Annotated in this window: 18 protein-coding genes; 7 read left to right on the top strand and 11 right to left on the bottom strand. The window is 30.5% G+C overall.

Annotated elements, in window-relative coordinates; translation table 11 throughout:
* Positions 1-273 precede the first annotated feature (273 nt).
* Together B5E79_RS09985 and B5E79_RS09980 are read left to right on the top strand one after the other, a co-directional pair.
* Entirely contained in the window at positions 274-549 is a 276-nt protein-coding gene (locus B5E79_RS09985) for a type II toxin-antitoxin system Phd/YefM family antitoxin (RefSeq protein WP_087297913.1), read from the top strand.
* Positions 549-866, top strand: a complete 318-nt coding sequence (locus B5E79_RS09980) for a type II toxin-antitoxin system RelE/ParE family toxin (protein WP_087297912.1) — start codon at positions 549-551, stop codon at positions 864-866. The genes B5E79_RS09985 and B5E79_RS09980 overlap by 1 nt, the downstream gene beginning before the upstream one ends.
* Positions 867-968: 102 nt before the next feature.
* Here B5E79_RS09980 and rsmG read toward each other — a convergent pair whose 3' ends face one another.
* Both rsmG and mnmG read right to left on the bottom strand, forming a co-directional pair.
* Positions 969-1,673 carry a 16S rRNA (guanine(527)-N(7))-methyltransferase RsmG gene (gene rsmG, locus B5E79_RS09975; protein ID WP_087297911.1) on the bottom strand — a complete coding sequence of 235 codons (705 nt, stop codon included), beginning with the start codon at positions 1,671-1,673 and terminating at the stop codon, positions 969-971.
* 9 nt (positions 1,674-1,682) lie between these two features.
* Positions 1,683-3,536 (bottom strand): tRNA uridine-5-carboxymethylaminomethyl(34) synthesis enzyme MnmG, encoded by a 1,854-nt coding sequence (gene mnmG / locus B5E79_RS09970; protein WP_087297910.1) that lies wholly within the window; start codon positions 3,534-3,536, stop codon positions 1,683-1,685.
* Positions 3,537-3,698: 162 nt separating this feature from the next.
* Here mnmG and B5E79_RS09965 point away from each other — a divergent pair, with 162 nt between their 5' ends.
* A complete protein-coding gene (locus tag B5E79_RS09965) occupies positions 3,699-4,076 on the top strand; it encodes a CoA-binding protein (protein WP_087244617.1) in 378 nt (125 codons plus the stop codon).
* A gap of 23 nt (positions 4,077-4,099) precedes the next feature.
* Here B5E79_RS09965 and B5E79_RS09960 read toward each other — a convergent pair whose 3' ends face one another.
* Positions 4,100-4,633 carry a hypothetical protein gene (locus tag B5E79_RS09960; RefSeq protein WP_087297909.1) on the bottom strand — a complete coding sequence of 178 codons (534 nt, stop codon included), beginning with the start codon at positions 4,631-4,633 and terminating at the stop codon, positions 4,100-4,102.
* Positions 4,634-4,825: 192 nt separating this feature from the next.
* Between B5E79_RS09960 and B5E79_RS09955 the strand changes: the two genes are divergently transcribed.
* The 3 genes from B5E79_RS09955 (at position 4,826) to B5E79_RS09945 (ending at position 8,583) form a co-directional block, all read left to right on the top strand.
* Positions 4,826-6,283 carry a PstS family phosphate ABC transporter substrate-binding protein gene (locus B5E79_RS09955; RefSeq protein ID WP_241147482.1) on the top strand — a complete coding sequence of 486 codons (1,458 nt, stop codon included), beginning with the start codon at positions 4,826-4,828 and terminating at the stop codon, positions 6,281-6,283.
* Positions 6,284-6,299: 16 nt separating this feature from the next.
* On the top strand, positions 6,300-6,836 hold the full coding sequence (locus tag B5E79_RS09950) for a hypothetical protein (RefSeq protein WP_087297908.1): 537 nt from the start codon (positions 6,300-6,302) through the stop codon (positions 6,834-6,836).
* Between the two features lie 148 nt (positions 6,837-6,984).
* Positions 6,985-8,583 carry a potassium/proton antiporter gene (locus B5E79_RS09945; protein ID WP_087297907.1) on the top strand — a complete coding sequence of 533 codons (1,599 nt, stop codon included), beginning with the start codon at positions 6,985-6,987 and terminating at the stop codon, positions 8,581-8,583.
* Positions 8,584-8,626: 43 nt separating this feature from the next.
* Here B5E79_RS09945 and B5E79_RS09940 read toward each other — a convergent pair whose 3' ends face one another.
* Both B5E79_RS09940 and nagB read right to left on the bottom strand, forming a co-directional pair.
* Positions 8,627-9,943, bottom strand: coding sequence for a 6-phospho-beta-glucosidase (locus B5E79_RS09940; protein WP_087297906.1), 1,317 nt, complete (start codon positions 9,941-9,943; stop codon positions 8,627-8,629).
* A complete protein-coding gene (gene nagB, locus B5E79_RS09935; protein WP_087297905.1) occupies positions 9,930-10,679 on the bottom strand; it encodes a glucosamine-6-phosphate deaminase in 750 nt (249 codons plus the stop codon). Before nagB ends, B5E79_RS09940 begins: the two co-directional genes overlap by 14 nt.
* Before the next feature lie 289 nt (positions 10,680-10,968).
* Here nagB and B5E79_RS09930 point away from each other — a divergent pair, with 289 nt between their 5' ends.
* The gene (locus B5E79_RS09930; protein WP_087297904.1) at positions 10,969-12,438 is read left to right on the top strand and encodes a family 1 glycosylhydrolase; all 1,470 of its coding nucleotides are present in this window, start codon (positions 10,969-10,971) and stop codon (positions 12,436-12,438) included.
* Between the two features lie 35 nt (positions 12,439-12,473).
* Here the strand turns inward: B5E79_RS09930 and B5E79_RS09925 are convergent, their stop codons facing one another.
* The 6 genes from B5E79_RS09925 to B5E79_RS09900 form a co-directional block, all read right to left on the bottom strand.
* Positions 12,474-13,868, bottom strand: coding sequence for a CotH kinase family protein (locus tag B5E79_RS09925; RefSeq protein ID WP_087297903.1), 1,395 nt, complete (start codon positions 13,866-13,868; stop codon positions 12,474-12,476).
* A 3-nt stretch (positions 13,869-13,871) separates the two neighbouring features.
* The gene (locus tag B5E79_RS09920; protein WP_087297902.1) at positions 13,872-14,543 is read right to left on the bottom strand and encodes a DUF4956 domain-containing protein; all 672 of its coding nucleotides are present in this window, start codon (positions 14,541-14,543) and stop codon (positions 13,872-13,874) included.
* 14 nt (positions 14,544-14,557) lie between these two features.
* Entirely contained in the window at positions 14,558-15,250 is a 693-nt protein-coding gene (locus tag B5E79_RS09915) for a polyphosphate polymerase domain-containing protein (protein ID WP_087297901.1), read from the bottom strand.
* Between the two features lie 43 nt (positions 15,251-15,293).
* Positions 15,294-16,256 (bottom strand): PepSY domain-containing protein, encoded by a 963-nt coding sequence (locus B5E79_RS09910; protein WP_087297900.1) that lies wholly within the window; start codon positions 16,254-16,256, stop codon positions 15,294-15,296.
* A gap of 3 nt (positions 16,257-16,259) precedes the next feature.
* Positions 16,260-16,775 (bottom strand): RNA polymerase sigma factor, encoded by a 516-nt coding sequence (locus tag B5E79_RS09905; RefSeq protein ID WP_087297899.1) that lies wholly within the window; start codon positions 16,773-16,775, stop codon positions 16,260-16,262.
* Positions 16,776-16,863: 88 nt separating this feature from the next.
* Positions 16,864-18,135 (bottom strand): PepSY domain-containing protein, encoded by a 1,272-nt coding sequence (locus B5E79_RS09900; protein WP_087297898.1) that lies wholly within the window; start codon positions 18,133-18,135, stop codon positions 16,864-16,866.
* Positions 18,136-18,384: the final 249 nt, after the last annotated feature.

Genomic DNA, 18,384 nt, shown 5'->3' with positions numbered 1-18,384 from the left:
TCCCCTTTAGATTTCTATACTTTTATTATAATTGTTTATAAGTCAAAATAGAAGAAAAGTTTACATATTTAGATAATTAATCATCTATGAAGTTGTTATTTGTAAATATTAAATCTTTTCTTCTCACGATCTATCCAAATCAATGAAACAATCACATCAATAAATCATAACCATGATAAACAACACTATTTTCTCTATCATTTTATATTTCTATATATATTTATGTATAAATATATATAGAAATATGATATACTATAAATGAGGTGATTCATTATGGAACATATTACAATTAGACCAATATCTGATTTGAGAACGAAATTAACTGAAATATCAAAAGAGATACATGAAAGCAACCAGCCTATTTATCTAACAAAGAATGGATATGGAGACATGGTTCTCATGAGTATGGAGGCTTATCAAGAAATGATTGAAAACAATGAAATATATTTAAAAATGAAAGAAGCGGAAATTTATGCTGAATTAAATACTAAACGATTAAGCCATGAAGAAGTATTTAATAACTTGCATGAATTCATTGATAGTCTTTAATGAATGAATACAAAATAGAATATTTACAATTATTTAAAGACGATTTGAATGATATTGTAAAATATATCACATTAAAACTTGATAATAAACCTGCAGCTCATAAATTAGTCAATGAAGTACAAAAGAAAATAGAACTATTAAAAACAAATCCAGAAATTTATCAATATTACGATTTTATAAAACCACTCAAAAAACAATATAGATATTTTATAGTAGGGAATTATATTGTATTTTATGGTGTAGATAAAAAAACGAAGGTTGTATCTATATATAGAATCTTATACAATAAGACAAATATGAATAATGCTATAAAATAGTTCATATATCCCCTCAATCAGCTTTATATGATATAAAGCTGATTTTTATTATATAAAAGCTTATCAAATCATCATGTACGAAAAAACGCATCAACTGATGCGTTATAATGGTTTCTTTTTGATTCTACTAAAATCTCTAGGGTATTGAGAAGGTGTACTCTTCACTTTATGTATATAGATGTTACAACGATGATCGTTTTCATCTGTTAATGTGAAGCTTTCCTGTCTCATGACTTTTCCACCTAATTTTTCTATACCCTGCATAGCTTCCTGCAACTCTTCTTGAGCTTTTAATCCTTTTAAAGTTATAAAATCTCCATCAACTTTCACTAAAGGCAAGCATAATTCATCTAAAATATTTAATCTAGCGACTGCTCTTGCTGTGACAATATCAAATGATTCACGATGTTTAACTGCATATTCTTCAGCTCTCGCACTTATAGCATCAACATCTTTTAAATCTAAAACTTGGATTAAATGTTTTAAAAATGTAATACGCTTTGAAAGTGAATCAACTATAGTAACTTTTAATTCTGGATAGACAATCTTTAAAGGAATAGAAGGGAAACCTGCTCCTGCGCCTACATCACATAAAGATTGATTGGACAATGCATAATCAAATGAAATCGTTAATGAATCATAGAAATGTTTCAAATAAACATCTTCTTTTTGAGTAATGGCTGTTAAATTCATTTTTTGATTCCATTCAACTAATGTTTGATAATAAAGTTCAAACTGTTCAAGTTGTTTTGATGTTAAAGTGATACCTTTATCTAAAAGGGCTTGTATAAATTGTTCCTGATTCATATATACCTCTTAATAATGTTGTTTTAAATAGATCAACAAGACTGAAATATCGGCTGGATTGATACCTGAAATTCTTGATGCCTGAGCAATCGTAACTGGTCGAATTTCAGATAATTTTTGTTTAGCTTCTAAAGAAAGATTTAAAACATCTTCATAATCAATATCTTGAGGAATCTGTTTTTCTTCCATTTTTCGTTGTTTTTCTACTTGTCTTAAAGTCTTATCAATATATCCCTTATATTTAATTAAGATAGTCACTCTTTTTTCTTCTTCTAATGTCAAATGAGCATCCTCAATATATGGTTTTAACTTCTGATAATCCATCTCTGGTCTCTGTAATAATCCTTTAGCACTGATACCTTCTTTTAAAGGTGTAGATCCTAATTGTACTAATAATTCATTGATTTCATGTTTTGGTGTAAAACGAATAGTATCTAATCTTTCTATTTCATTATGAATATGATTCATCTTTTCCAAATAAGCCTGATAAACTCCCTCTCTAACAAGACCTGCATCATATCCATATTGTCTTAATCTTTCATCCGCATTATCATGTCTTAATAATAAACGATATTCAGCACGTGATGTTAACATACGATAGGGTTCTTTTGTTCCTTTTGTAACCAAATCATCAATCATGACACCAATATAAGCCTCATTTCTTTTTAAAATTAATGGTTCTTCATGATTGATTGTCTTAACAGCATTAATACCTGCCATTAATCCTTGAGCTGCTGCTTCTTCATAACCACTTGTTCCATTGATTTGTCCTGCTGTGAAAAGATTTTTAATCACTTTTGTTTCTAATGATGGCCATAATTGTAATGGATCAATCGCATCATATTCTATCGCATAAGCATATTTTAAAATCTGACAGTTTTCTAATCCTGGAATCGTACGTATCATTTGTTCTTGAATATCATGAGGCATGGATGTTGAAAAACCTTGAACATAAATGGTATTCATTTCTTTGGATTCTGGTTCTAAGAAAATCTGATGTTGTGGTTTATCAGAAAATTTCACAACTTTATCTTCAATAGAAGGACAATATCTTGGTCCTATTCCTTTGACAATCCCAGAATACATACTACATCTTGATAAATTATCTTTAATAATTTGATGTGTTGTTTCATTTGTATATGTTAAATAACAAGGAGTTTGTTTTTCAATAGGAACAAATGTTGTTGTTTCATAACTAAATGCAAGAGGTTCGTCAGTGCCTGGCTGTAATTGTGTTTTTGAATAATCCACACTGTTGATTTCTACTCTTGGAGGTGTTCCTGTTTTCAATCTTTGAATACGGAAGCCTAAATCTCTCAGTTGATCAGATAAATACAATGATGGCTTTTCCTGATCAGGTCCACTTGGTGTCTTTTGATCTCCAACCATGACTTCAGCTTTTAAATAAGTTCCTGTTGTTAAAATGACAGTTTGTCCCTCATAAGCTGTGCCATCAGCTAAAGTGACTCCTTTAACTGTCTGATTTTCAATGATTAACCCTTCAACCATAGCTTCTATGATATCTAAGTTTTCCTGTTGTTTTAAGACATTTTGCATATAACGTGGATAAGCTTTTTTATCTGCCTGAGCACGTAATGATTGAACTCCTGGTCCTTTGGCCGTATTTAACATCTTCATTTGCAAGTATGTCGCATCCGTTGTTTTCCCCATCTGACCACCTAAAGCATCAATCTCTCTGACAATAATTCCTTTTGCTGGTCCACCGATAGAAGTATTACAAGGCATAGATCCTACATTTTCAAAATTCGATGTCACTAACAATGTTTTCTTCCCTATTCTTGACGTAGCTAAACATGCTTCAATTCCTGCATGTCCTCCTCCTACAACAATGACATCATACATTTTCCCTCACACTCCTTTAATCTGTTTCATCTTAGCACAAAATATTCATATTATCAAATTGAATTATTCATACATTCTTAATAGATAAAACTTTTAGGTATCTTGAAGTTTTGTTGCGCATAAAATGAAGCATATGCTATAATACTTTTGAGGTGAAAACTTATGAATCCTAAAGACATATTAGAAAAATATTATCATTTTGCAGTTGTAGGAGTCACTCCTAATCAAGAAAAATACGGTTATAAAATCTTTAAGCGTTTATTAGAAAAGGGATATCAGACTTATGGTGTATCCCCTATCTATCAAAATATAGATGATTATCATATTTATCCTCATTTAGAGGCTATTGATCATCCTATTGATGTTGTGGTTTTTGTGGTCAATCCAAAATATGCCTATGATTACATTGATGAAATGTCTGGCATTGGTATTCGTTATGCATGGATGCAACCAGGAACATATGATGATCAATTATTACAATATATGAAAGATCAAGGCATTACACCTATTCTTGCCTGTATCTTAGTTGAAACAGAGTAAATCAGTTTAAAAACTGATTTTTTTTATAACTCATTTTGTATAACTTGATGATTTTGGTCATATAAAGTCCAATCATCTATATGACAAGAAGACCCATCTAACATATAAATGTCAAGGATATGGGAATCATTGATTTCTTTTTCATAAACCTTCCCATCATTCACAAAAGAATATTGAGAAGCATTTTGTTTATTTTTCCCATAAACAACAATAATAGCCAGATGAGAATCTGCATAATTGAAAGTATCTATATCCTGAGAAGAAGATGACTCTCCCCAAAACTGATAGTCGTTCATCCATAAATTCTGAACATTTTCATAAATAAGCAAATGGCTTTGAGCTTGATCATCAAGATAAGAAATAAAATATAATCCATCCTGATATTTTATTTTTTCAATAGTTTCAAAATGACGATCTCTTTGTGAAATATCTTGAATAAGATAACTATAAAAATCTTGTGGTTGATGTCGTATAATCATGACAAGACATCCAATAATGATAAGCAATAATAAAAAAATATACATATTCAAATACTTTTTCATATGATTCATAAACATGTGTAAATCTCCTTATAAAAAACCATTCCATTCTTATTCATTTTATATCATGTCATAATCCACTTGGCTTTGCGATTTGTTAATATGAAGTTTAAGTTAATTTTATGTAAAATAAAAAATATGTTTTCATCATCATATTTCCATTAATCGTACACATCTTTATATTATAATAAAAGTAGGAAGGTGAGCCTTATGAAACAATATTTATATTACTTTTTTTCACGTTACATCTTACTTTATTTTTTTCTCTCTATACCTGCTATTGGATTTATGTATGTACCTGAACTTTATCTTCCTATCATGATTCTCTTTTTATGGATTTACACATTTATGCTCAAAAGAAAAAACAATCTTCAAAAAGACTATTTTCTTTTTCAAGCTTTCCTTGTTCTATTGATTTCAATAGCCCTATGTATTTCTTTTATTCTTTCTCAAGGTTATTTATCTTCTCCCTACTGGAATATCTTCTATATTATTACCCTTCCTTTTAGTCCATTGATTTTATCATCTACGACTTTTGGAAATTACTCCGTTGTTTTTATCAGTCCTATTATCATTCTTCTTGCCCATCTCATTTTCATTTACGCTATGACAAAACCTCAAATCCAAACACGTCGTATCACTATATGGTCATTAGTCATGATAATAACAACAACGACCAGTCTGTACATTTATCAGAATAGCCCTTCTCAAAAATTTAAGGGCGGACATGATTTTGACTACATGAATGGTTATTCCAGCACTGACTTATCTCCTTTTTATCCATATACTGAAGATAGTCAACTTGTAGAACTTCAAGAACCAAGTACCTTTATCATTGAAAATAAAGAAGATATGCCTGTTCTTGATGGGGCTGAAGCCTGTTATCCTGTCTACAGTGCCATTGCGAAAGCTGTCTATAAAGATATTGATCAGATAGAAAAAGCCTATAGTGAAACAGAAGACTACAATTATTATAATACCAATGGCAAAATTGTCACATTCACCAATACATCTGTAGGTTATACACGTTTAATCAATGGTGAAGTTGATATGTTCTTTGGGGCTAAACCATCAAAGTCACAATTAGCAGAAGCCAAAGCAGCTGGTGTTGAATTTGAATATACACCTATCGGTCAGGAAGCTTTTGTATTCTTTGTTAATGAGAATAATCCTGTTTCTCATTTATCGACGCAACAAATTAAAGATATCTATCATGGCGATATTACAAACTGGCAGGAAGTTGGTGGACAAAACAAAGATATTCTTGCTTTTCAAAGACCTGAAAAATCTGGCAGTCAATCTATGATGACCCATTTCATGGGAGATGTTTCATTAAAGGAACCTCTTCAATACGAATATGTTTCAGCAATGACCGGTATTATTACTGATACAGCTCAATATAATGGCGAAAAAGATGCCATCGGATATACATTTAGATACTTTTTAGAAGGGCTTCATCAAGAACAAAATGTAAAAATATTATCTGTTGATGGTGTTGAGCCAACGACTGAAAATATTAAAAATCAGACATATCCTATATCTACTTATTTATATTGTGTGACTTTAAAATCTAATCAAAAAGAAAATGTAAAAAAATTAAAAGACTATCTTCTCTCTTCACAGGGACAATATATTATTGAAAAAACAGGTTATTGTGCATTAAATTAGAAAAGGAGTTTCATTCATGAAAAAAGTAATCAGCTTATCACTTTTGGTCATCATTATGATAATCATCTGTCTATTTTGTTTAAGTCCAATAACAAAGGATTCGATGACACATGTTGCAAAAGAAGACACACTATATTCTAAAGCCTTAGACTATGTCATATCCAAACAAAAGAATGCTTCTTATCATAAAGATAAGGAAGACTATCATATTTTTACAGATTATATTCCTTATGGTATTGAAGAAACAGGTCATTATCAACATATCTTTATGTGGATACATTTAGAAAGTTTCTATGTTTTGAATGATGAACTTATTCAAGATGAAAGCTTTTCTATTCCTTATAAAATCACTTACAAAGATAACCAGGTCATTCAATGTGAAACGCCGGAAAGTGGAGATCTTTATATTGATTCTATTCAAAGGCTATTTCCACCTCAAATACAAAATCATATCTTAAATCACTCATCCCATTCATTTGATTTAAATCAACAAATTCAAGAGTACTATGCTTATCTTCCTTCACCAGATATATCTCATACTGTCTGTTATTAAGCTTGCTATAACGAACAGTTTAAAATTTATTAATGAATAAAATCTTTGTATAGTATTTATTCTCTATACAAAGATTTTCGTTTTTTCATCTTTTGTTATTATGGGATACACAAATATATGATATAGTTTGGAAAAAGGAGATGATGTGATGGATTTATATTTTGTATTAGTTGGATGTGTTATTCTTATATGTATTTTATTAAATCGTTTTTTAGATAAATTGGCTATTCCTTCTCTTTTGTTTTTTATTCTTTTAGGAATGCTTTTAGGTGAGAATGGTATTTTAGGTGTTGTTTTTAATGATTATCAGATTGCCGAAATGATTTGTTCAACCAGTTTGATATTCATTATGTTCTTTGGTGGTTTTGGAACCAATTTGAAAGTAGCCAAACCAGTAATTGTCAAATCTATTGTCTTATCAACACTGGGTGTCTTATTAACAGCATTGCTGGTTGCGGGATTTGTTTATTATGTTTTAGATTTATCATGGTTACAGAGTTTATTAATTGGATCTGTCATTTCTTCTACTGATGCTACATCTGTCTTTAATATTTTACGTTCTCGTCATTTATCTTTAAAGTATGGAACAGACTCCTTGTTGGAAATTGAATCAGGATCGAATGACCCTGTTTCATATATGTTAACAATATCTGTGATTATGATTATGACAGGACAAAACATATCTTTACCAGTTATGATTTTTCAACAAATCATCTTTGGTTTATTATGTGGTTTTTGTATTGGAAAAATCATAGTGAAAATTTTAAATGAAGTTCATGTCAATGAAAGCTATGAAAATACAGTTATCATTTTTGCGAGTAGTATTATCACTTATGCTTTTTCTAATCTGATTGGTGGAAATGGATATTTAAGTGTTTATATTTGTGGCATCATTTTAGGTAATAGTTATATTCCCCATAAAAAAGACATGGTTCATTTTTATGAAACTCTTACAAAAATGGCACAAGTCTTAATCTTCTTTTTACTAGGATTACTTGTCACACCATCCGAACTTCCAGAAGTTATTATTCCTGCCATTTTGATTATGATTTTCTTAACATTTGTAGCTCGTCCTTTATCTATTTCTGTACTCCTTGGTATGTTTCGTTCACCATTGCGACAAATGACCGTTGTATCATGGGCAGGATTAAGAGGTGTAGCATCAATCGTCTTTGCGATATACGCTGTGCTTTATCAAGTTGATTTACCATTTGATTTATTTAATCTTGTCTTTTGTATTGTCTTATTTTCACTTTCTATTCAAGGCTCACTTCTACCATGGATTTCAAAGAAATGTCATATGATTAACCCACAAGTTGATATATTACGTACATTTAATGATTATCAGGAAGATAATGATATGTGTTTTGTGAAAATGAAAATAGGTCATCATCATCATTTTAAAAACCTGAAGCTTAAAGATATTAATGCTGATGATTTGTTAGTTATTTTAATCGCAAGAGATCACCAAACTTTGATTCCTAATGGTGATACAGAAATATTAGAAGGAGATTTACTTGTTTTAGCCGCAAAGCAATTTGAAAACAGGGAAAACATTCGTTTAGATGAAACCCATATTCATTCATCACATAAATGGAAAGATAAGCTTGTTAAGGATATTTCTTTACCTGCTAAACAGTTAATTATCATGATTCAAAGAAATCATCAATCTATTATCCCTAATGGAACAACGCCTATCTTAGAAAATGATATTCTTGTGACAATTGAAACACAGGATGAAATATAAACATAGAAAAAGACTTCAAAATTCAATTGAAGTCTTTTTATCATTATTTATAAAATTGAGGTAGGTATTTTTTATGGGCTTCTAGCATTTCATCTAATATCTTTTTAGCAGTGATTTCACTTTGAACAAGAGGGTTAATTGTCATCGCAACTAATGCATCATCATAATTTCCACTTAGTGCAACATTTGTTGTTAAAATTTCAAAAGCTTTTAACTGATGAATTAAACCAACTGTTTGTAAAGGAAGCTCTCCGACTGGGATAGGAACAGGTCCATCTTTTGTGATTTTACAGCTCACTTCTACCACAACATCATCAGGCATATTAGAAATAGCACCTTTATTTAATGTATCAACAACTTGTATATCACCTTTATCATTATATAATGACGAAATCAAGTTGCAGGCTGCATCACTATAATATGCTCCACCACGTTGTTCCAATTCTTTTGGTTTAACATCAAGATTTTCATCTTTATATTTTTCAAATAATTCTTTTTCAACCTTTTTAACAACTTGTGCTCGACATTGTCCTTTTGCAGCATCTTCCTGACAATGTTCTAACATTTGTTGTTTTTGTAAGTAATAGCGTAAATATCCAATACCTAAATATCCATAACTATTTAAAAACTCTTTTGACCAAGGTATATCTACAATATTTTTCAAAGATTCACTATTTCCCTGATCAATCATTGTATCAATCAATTTTCGATTCGCATTTTCTCCATTCAATGTAATATCTAATGCATAAATCATATGATTGATACCACCGATTTTAACATCTAATTCATCATTTTCTTGAACATTTAAAATATGTTCAATATCTTTAATCATATTCACTGGTCCATTACATAAACCAATAAATTTCTTCCATCCTGTATGTCTAAAAACAGCTTCGGCATTAATTCCTGATGGATTCGTAAATGAAATAATCCATGCGTTTGGACATAATTTTTCACAATCTTTAATAATATCAAAGATAACAGGTATTGTTCTTAAAGCTTTAAACATACCTCCTGGACCATTTGTTTCTTGTCCAATAACACCATATTTTAAAGGAATCAATTCATCTTTTTCTCTGGCATCTAACTGTCCAACTCTAAATTGAGTTGTAACAAAATCTGCATCTTTCAATGCTTCCTGACGATCAAGAGTCATATAAATCTTCATAGGGATTCCTGCTTTTTTCACCATTCTTTTTGCAAGATTTCCTACAATTTCCAACTTATGTTTCCCTTCTTCAATATCAACAAGCCATAATTCTCTAACAGGTAATTCATCATATCTTTTGATAAATCCTTCAATAAGCTCTGGTGTATAGGAAGAACCACCACCAATTGTTACAATTTTAACGCTTTTCATAATCTTCCTCCTTCAATTGACTCGCTGCACTTCTATCAAGGCAGACAATCACATTTGGATGTCTTTGAATAATAGAGCTAGGAAAATCTGGTGTCACTTCACCATAAATCATTCTTTTCACTAAATCAGCTTTCTTTTGTCCCTTAGCCATCATGATCAGTTGTTTTGCTTTCATGATTGTGCCAATTCCCTGTGTGACACCTTGTGTAGGAACCTCTTCAATATGAGCAAATCCATAATCAAGTGAACTTTCTATAGATTCCTGATGTAAATCCACAACATGACATGCTCCATCAAGTGGACTTCCTGGCTCATTATAAGCAATGTGTCCATCCATTCCAATTCCTAAAATTTGGATATCAATAGGATTGGCATCAATCAAAGATTCATATCTTTGACATTCTTGAATCATATCTTCTTTTGATCCATCTAAAGCATTGATATTTTCAGGTAAAATATCAATGTGGGAAAAAAGTTCATTTTTCATTGCTGATGCAAAACTACGTGGATGACTTGGAGTTAATCCTACATATTCATCTAAATTGAATGCTTTGACCTGACGAAAACTTACTTTTTGAGCCTGATAATTGTCTATAAAATAGCGATAAACTCCAAGTGGTGTTAATCCTGTTGCAAACCCAATAACTGGTTGCGAATGATTTCTAATAAAATGACAGATATATTCTCCTACATAAGCATCAAGATACTCCTCTTTTTCAAAGACAAGAATTTTCATTTTAAACCCTCCTATTTTATAACTCTCTTCTCACATCAATAGTAACATGATTAAAGACGAGAATATACAAAAAAACAAATTTTAATTAATTCTTAATCTCATATCTTTTAAAGTATATTCTTAGACAACTTTTAATAAGTAAACCTAAATATCTTTTCAATATAAATTGACTTTATGACTTATTTATGAAGTTTAATATTGTAAAAGGCATATATATACATTCTTTTTAAGTATTTGTTTTTTTCATCATTCGCTATTACAATATAGAGTATAAGGAGGAATATAAGATATGAGTTTTCAGGAGAATTTTTTATGGGGTGGTGCGATTGCTGCCAATCAGGCTGAAGGTGCATGGAACGAAGATGGCCGTGGACCAGCCAAAACAGATGTCACAACAGGTGGCTCTGTGAAAGAACCAAGATATGTGACATTTATTGATAAGGATGGAAAACCTGGTAAAGTCATCAATGGTCAACCTATCCCAGAGGGCGCAAAGTATGCTGTTTTAGATGATTATTATTATCCTAATCATGATGGTGTAGATTTTTATCATCATTATAAAGAAGATATTGCATTATTAGCTGAGATGGGATTTAAAATGTTTAGACTTTCTATTTCATGGTCACGTTTATATCCTCATGGTGATGAAGATCAACCTAATCCAAAAGGTGTTGAATTCTATCGTTCTGTCTTTTTGGAATGTAAAAAACACGGTATTGAACCATTAGTGACAATCTGGCATTTTGATACACCTTTATATTTAGAAGAACATTATGGTGGATGGAACAATCGTCAGCTTATTGATTTCTATGTGCGTTTTGCGACAACTTGTTTTAAAGAATATCAGGGGTTAGTAAAATACTGGCTCACATTTAATGAAATTAATAACACAATTATGATGTTAAATCTTTTTGGTAATCATGCTGGAGATAAAGAACATCAACAAGGTTATCAACAACTTCATTATCAATTTGTTGCAAGTGCAAAAGCAGTTCAGATTGGTCATGAAATTGATCCAAATAATATGATTGGATGTATGATTTGTGGCATTACATTTTATCCAGGAACATGTGATCCTCAAGATATTATGGCTAATCGCCATATGTGGGAAAAGAGTATTTTCTATTGTGGAGATGTTCAATGTAAAGGAAAATATCCAACTTTTGCGAAAAGATTATGGAATGAACATCATGTTCAATTAGATATCACTGAACAAGATTTAGAAGATTTAAGAAATGGTTGTGTAGATATGTATACATTCTCTTATTATATGTCTTCTATTGAAACAACACATGAAACAGATGATATGGTTTCTGGTAACTTTGCTGCGGGAGCTAGAAATCCTTATTTAACATATTCTGATTGGGGTTGGGCACAAGATCCTTTAGGTTTACGTTATTATCTTGAAATGATTTATGACCGTTATGAAAAACCATTAATGGTTGTAGAAAATGGTTTAGGTGCTTATGATACTTTAGAAGAAGACGGAAGCATTCATGATGATTATCGTATCGACTATTTAAGAGATCATATTAAAGAAATGGGTAAAGCTATTGATAACGGTGTGAATTTGATTGGATATACAACGTGGGGATGTATTGATTTAGTATCAGCAGGTACTGGAGAAATGCGTAAACGTTATGGTTTTATTTATGTAGATAAAGATGATCAAGGGCAGGGCACTTATAATCGCTATAGAAAAGATTCTTTCTATTGGTATAAAAAAGTCATTGAAAGTCATGGTCAGGATTTAGATTAAACAAAAGGGTGTACTCAAAACAAAGAGTACACCTTTTATGTATATAAATCGAGAATTTCTCCCATATCTTCCAAATGAATATGAGAAGCATCAATTCTTACAATAGATTCATCCTGTTGGGCAATCGTGGAAGGTAATGTTCCATTGAGTTGTCCTCTCACACTTTGTGCTCTTAACTGACAGAACTCTTGAAATGTTTCTATTCCTAAAAGATGATCCTGATACGAACAAAATGCAGTCGGATCTTTTTGAATATAAGAATCAATCATTTTTGTAGTATCTTTAACCTTCTTTTCAAAATACCCACTTTCAAAATAATCACTTATGAATTGATCAAAGTATTCATGGTACTGTTGATAATAGTCATCATGTAGCATCGCATGATGATACAATGGTCTGTTTAACATGACTTCTTTGGTATATGGCGTATTTATTGGAAAATTCACATATTGCGTTGTATCATTGCTGGGATTTGGCATTCCTAATGCATAAGTTCCATAAGCCAAATTATAATCCCAAGGAAGCATTGAAATGATACCATCTTCTTCATATAAGAAATAATTATGTCCTGTTGGCCCCAGATAACTATCTAAATTCACCACAAAGACCTGTACAACAAAATATCTTAATACTTCATCAATATTGACAGCTTTGGTTAAATCTTTATTTTCATCTAATATTTTAAGTGATTGAATTAATCTTTCTTTATCTTCTCTATCAATATCAAATTTCGCATTATCAAAAAGGTTAGGATAAGATTCAATACGGTCATCAATATATTGAAGTGCTAAATCCTTATTAGCTGCATAAACATCTGTATATCCAGGTTTATATAATATGCCATAATCTTTTCCAAAATGTCTTCTTGCGAAAGCTTCTTCTGGCTCTTCGATTGCAAGAAAGAGGCCCCAATCCTGTTGATTGATTGTCACCCAAACATAACTTGTGAGTGGTGTGGGGACTCCCATAAAAGACATCATATCATAGGTCATAAAATTTTTAAGATAAGCATTATCTTGAAAAGAACAGTCTAAAGTAAACTTATCTAATCCATAATAATGATAATTTTCATCATAATGATCAAACTCTATTTTAAGACTAAAACGATCTGATTGATACCTGTCAATCAGTTCTAATGAATTATGACCCTTAACCCTTAATCCAACCATATCAAACTTTTCTCCATCAATCGTTATGGCACAGACATGATAGTCTTTATTTGCTGCCTGATCAAAAAAAGATTCCGGATTATCTAATTCAATATCAATCGTATGAACACGTTGATTATCAAATAGCTTATTCATATATGGTGGAGATGTGTGGGCTGGTTCTATTCCCCAATGATCAAAAAACATAAAGCCAATCGTAAATATAAGTGATATACAGATACAAACAATGACAATGCCATCCATAAACTTACTTTTTATCATAATCTAATTCATATAATCTCCATTATAAGAAACCATCACAGTATAAAGAATGCCTTCCTTCTTGGATAATTCATTGATAAAAAGTGTTTCCTGCTGCTTAAGTCTCACTTCATAATTCAATTCTATACAATCTGGCTTTATACTTTTACTTTTCAAAGAACAGGCATCTACATGTCTTTGAATAAATTCCATAGCCATCTGTTCATGATCTGTATTATCACAATGGACAACTAAAATATAGGGCTTTTGAATATTCTTTTGATTTGAAAAAACAATCAGTATGATTCCTATAAAAAGACTGCCAATGACTGCCAGTGGAATAAGTCCTGCTGCCAAAACAATTCCCACCGCAATACTCCAGAAAAGAAAAGCTATATCCATAGGTTCTTTAATGGCTGTACGAAATCTCACAATAGAAAGTGCCCCAACCATTCCTAAAGATAAAATAATATTACTTGTGATTGCTAAAATAACAAGTGTTGTAATCATTGTCAATGCAATAAGCGTTGTCGCAAAGCTTGATGAATACATCAATCCACTATAACTTTTCTTATAAACAAAGAAAATAAACAATCCCATTGTAAAAGCTAAAACAAGCGCAATACCCATATCTAATAATGTCACTGCATTGACATTTTCTAAAAAGTTTGATTTAAAAATATCCTGAAAACTCATCCTTTCCCTTCTTTCTACCAATCCATCATGCGACATTGCGCAAATTTTGAATATGATGATGTTTTTTGTGAAATACCTTGTACTGACATTTTCACAATTTCTGGTAAAAATTCATTATATTTCACTTCTAAGATATAATGATTGTCAATTGATATTCCATGTTTAAGATTTAAAAAATCCTTTTTATTTTGATATGTACAAAGATGATGGTCAATGGTTAATCGAACACGTGATATTTCATAGACATATGCCTGTCTTTGATAAGAAACAATTACACTTGGCTGTAATAATTTTCCTTTGATTTGACTGTAGAAGTCTATCATCAATGGATTTTCACTTTTTAATAGAAAATCAACTTCTCCATTTAAAATATTTTGAACCTGTTCAACAGATAGACGTGCTGTTTGTTTAGCACATAATCCATTATGTTTGATTTTCTTTTCTAAACGTATAAAACTTAAATCATGATTATAATAACGAATGCGAAATTTCTCTCTTTGAGAAACACCAGCTAGTTTTTCTTTTAGAGCCTGGTCATAAGGTGTATCAAAATAGAGACTATGCACATGATAAAAGCCATCTTTTTGACTATATTTGTCTTGTTGAAATAAGACATCAAAGCGACTCGTTAATATTTGAGCTTCCAGTGGATTGATTCTATGTTTCATTTCATGTCGATAAGTGACTGGCTGATACTCAAAAATCATATTTTATCCTCCCCCAGCTGATAAAATGGAATTGATAAACTTTCTACATTTCACTTTCAAATGATACAATCTCTCCACTAATCGCATTCACTTTATAATGATACTTAGCAAATTCATCTGTAAATTCAACAATATATATAAGCTGGTTATCCTGAACATCCAAATCATCACGATATTCATAAACACTTTCTTCATTGACATGTGCATGTTGTAAAACTTTTGATTTCACCTGTTCATTTGTTAAATAACCACTATGACTTTCCACACCATCAATCGTAATAGACTTAAAATTCAAATGTTTGTAATGTATCAATGTATTTAAATCATTAATAGATAAATGAATTAAATCTTCAAAATCATAGTTAGGACTAACATTAATTAATTTTTGTATTAATGTAACTTTTCCAACAGAGATTCCATATTGCTTTGCGAGTGCTTCTCTTTCTTTAGAAAAATCATAATCCTGTGAAACAACTGAAGCTTCTAATGAATAGCCAGATAATATATCTTTCACATCCGTTGCGACATCTTGCTTTAATGCATTTCTTTTTTCTTGATCACTTCCCTGTACACTGACCAAGACTGAATTTTTAGCTTCGCTAATATAGCCATGTTTAAACATGCTTCCAATCACAGCATTGACAGCGACATCCAAATCTGTATTTTTTAAATCCATGTCATCTAAAACAAGTACAGCATCATCATTATGACAAATCACATCATCAACACGTCTTTGATTATTGACTTTAAGTTCAATACTTGGATTGACTTCAAATGATATGGAATAAGCATCTTGGGTTTGTAAAGTTATAAATGAAAAGATGTATATACAAGCAATGGTTAATATTGATAACTGCCATTTGATATTGAAATGTTTATTTTTATGTTTGTCTTCTTGAATAGGTTGAACAAATTGAATATCTTCCAGCAGTTTTTCTTTCTTTGAAGGCATATGAATATCTTGAAACTCTTCTTTTATTTTTCTTTTTATATCTTTATTTTTCAAGGCTCATTCCTCCAGACTCTTTCTAATCTTCTTCAAAGAACGGTGATATTTATTAAGAACAGTTGATAATTTTAAATCCATCACTTGTGATATTTCTTTAAAGGTTAAACCCTCTACAACATGTAAGATGATGATTTCTCTTTCCTCCTGACGCAGAATATTCATCATCTTTTCAATCATCATCTTATCATGTATATCATTTATACTTTCATCTACGGAATCAATATGATAATCTACAACTTGTTCTCTGTTTGATTTTCTTAAAGACATATAAGTGATATTTCTAGAGATTGTTATGATCCATGCTTTCGCATGTCCGTTCCCTTTATATAAATGTGCATTTTTATAGATTTGAATAAAAGTATCATGGGTCAGATCTTGGGCATATTCTTTTGCATGAACAATACTATAGATATAACGATAGACTTCATTATACATAAGATCATAAATGTCCCCAATCACACGATTATCATCTTTTAATGCTATTAATAAGTTTTCCAGATTGTTCTCTTTTGACATCACTTATCTCTCCCATAATGTTAATATCACATTATATAGATAGTTATGTCTTTCAATCTTTGTAAAGTTTATATTAATTTTATGTTAATTAATCATCGTAATTAGAATTATCATTTGTATCGTCATAATTAGAATTCTGTTGTGAATCATAATTAGAGTTTTGGTCATAATTTGAAGACTGGTTATTGTTTGAACTTTGATTATAGTTTGAATTTTGATCATAGTTAGAATTTTGTGAACCTGTATTCGTATTTTGTGATCCAGAACTTGTATTTGTTGACGAATTTGATGATTGATTTGAATTATAGTTCGAATTATCATAATTTGTATTATCATAATTTGTATTCTTATTTGATGATGAATTTGAAGTTGCTGGCTTGCTTGAACTTGATGGCTTGCTTGAACTTGATGACTGATTTGTGCTTGCCGGTTGACTTGTTCCATAATTTGATGTATCGTAATTTGTATTGTCATTATTTGTATTTTGTTTTGAATTTGTATTTGTAGATGCCTTTGGTTTTTCAGGTTCTACTTCTCTTTCTACGACACCTTTTGTAGCACTGACTTCATATTCATATTCACTTTGATTATACTGAAATTCAATATCATAAGTCAGGACACCATTTTCTGTATCATAATTAATTTCTAGATTTTTTATCTGATCTTGAGTCAATGACGCATTTTTTAGTGCAATATTTAAAGCTTCATCACGACTAATATATTGTTTTGTACTGACTGTTCCTACCATATTTTGATTGTTTTGATCATCATCTATTGATTGATGAATTAAAATAAGATCCTGTGCATTTAATTTAACTAAGTCTTCTACAGTATATTGTTTTTGTGTCTGATCATCATCCATAATATCTTCTATCAGATTAGCTTTACCATAAGAAATACTATATTTCTTCATTAAATTCTCTATATCATCATCAATATCAATATTTTGTGAATATATAGCTCCTTCAATAGAATAATTCTGTAATGTTGTATAAATATATTGACTTAATTCTTCTTCTAAAGCTGTACGTTTTGTTTCATCATCATTTTCCACTGATAATAAAACTGTATTTTGATTAGCATTTAAATAACCATTTTTAACTAATGAACCTAATAATGCATTTAATGCAACATTGGCATCTGCCTGTTTTAAATCCATATCCTGTAAAACTTTTTTGGCATCATCATTAACTGCAATAGCATCTACAACTTTATGATCATCATCTAATTGTAATTGAATACTTGGATTGATATCCAAAGTGACAAGACTCGTATATTTTTGTGCATTTTGACCACTTCCGCATCCTGTCATTAAAAACATTGCTAATAAACTTATTCCCCATAATTTTAATTTTTTCATTTTTTTCAACTCCTTTACCCTATCAATGCATAAGAATCCTTTTTTATCACATAAAAATTGAAAAAAAGATAGTCTAAGAAGTCACGGGGTTTCCCAAAACGAATAAGTTTTACGGGAAATCTCTTTTTTTGTTTTCTCTTATGCTGGTTTAAAATCACGGGAAATTCTATAATGGTATTATCAGGATATATCTTCTGAAATCTATAGAAAGAAAAAAAGATGAAACCCTCCCGACCAAAGTTGAGTCTC

Origin of the sequence: Massilimicrobiota sp. An134 (assembly GCF_002160815.1) — a bacterium.
GTDB lineage: Bacteria > Bacillota_I > Bacilli_A > Erysipelotrichales > Coprobacillaceae > Allocoprobacillus > Allocoprobacillus merdigallinarum.
The sequence above is the reverse complement of the archived record's forward strand: the minus strand, read 5'-3'. Positions and strand labels throughout refer to the sequence as shown.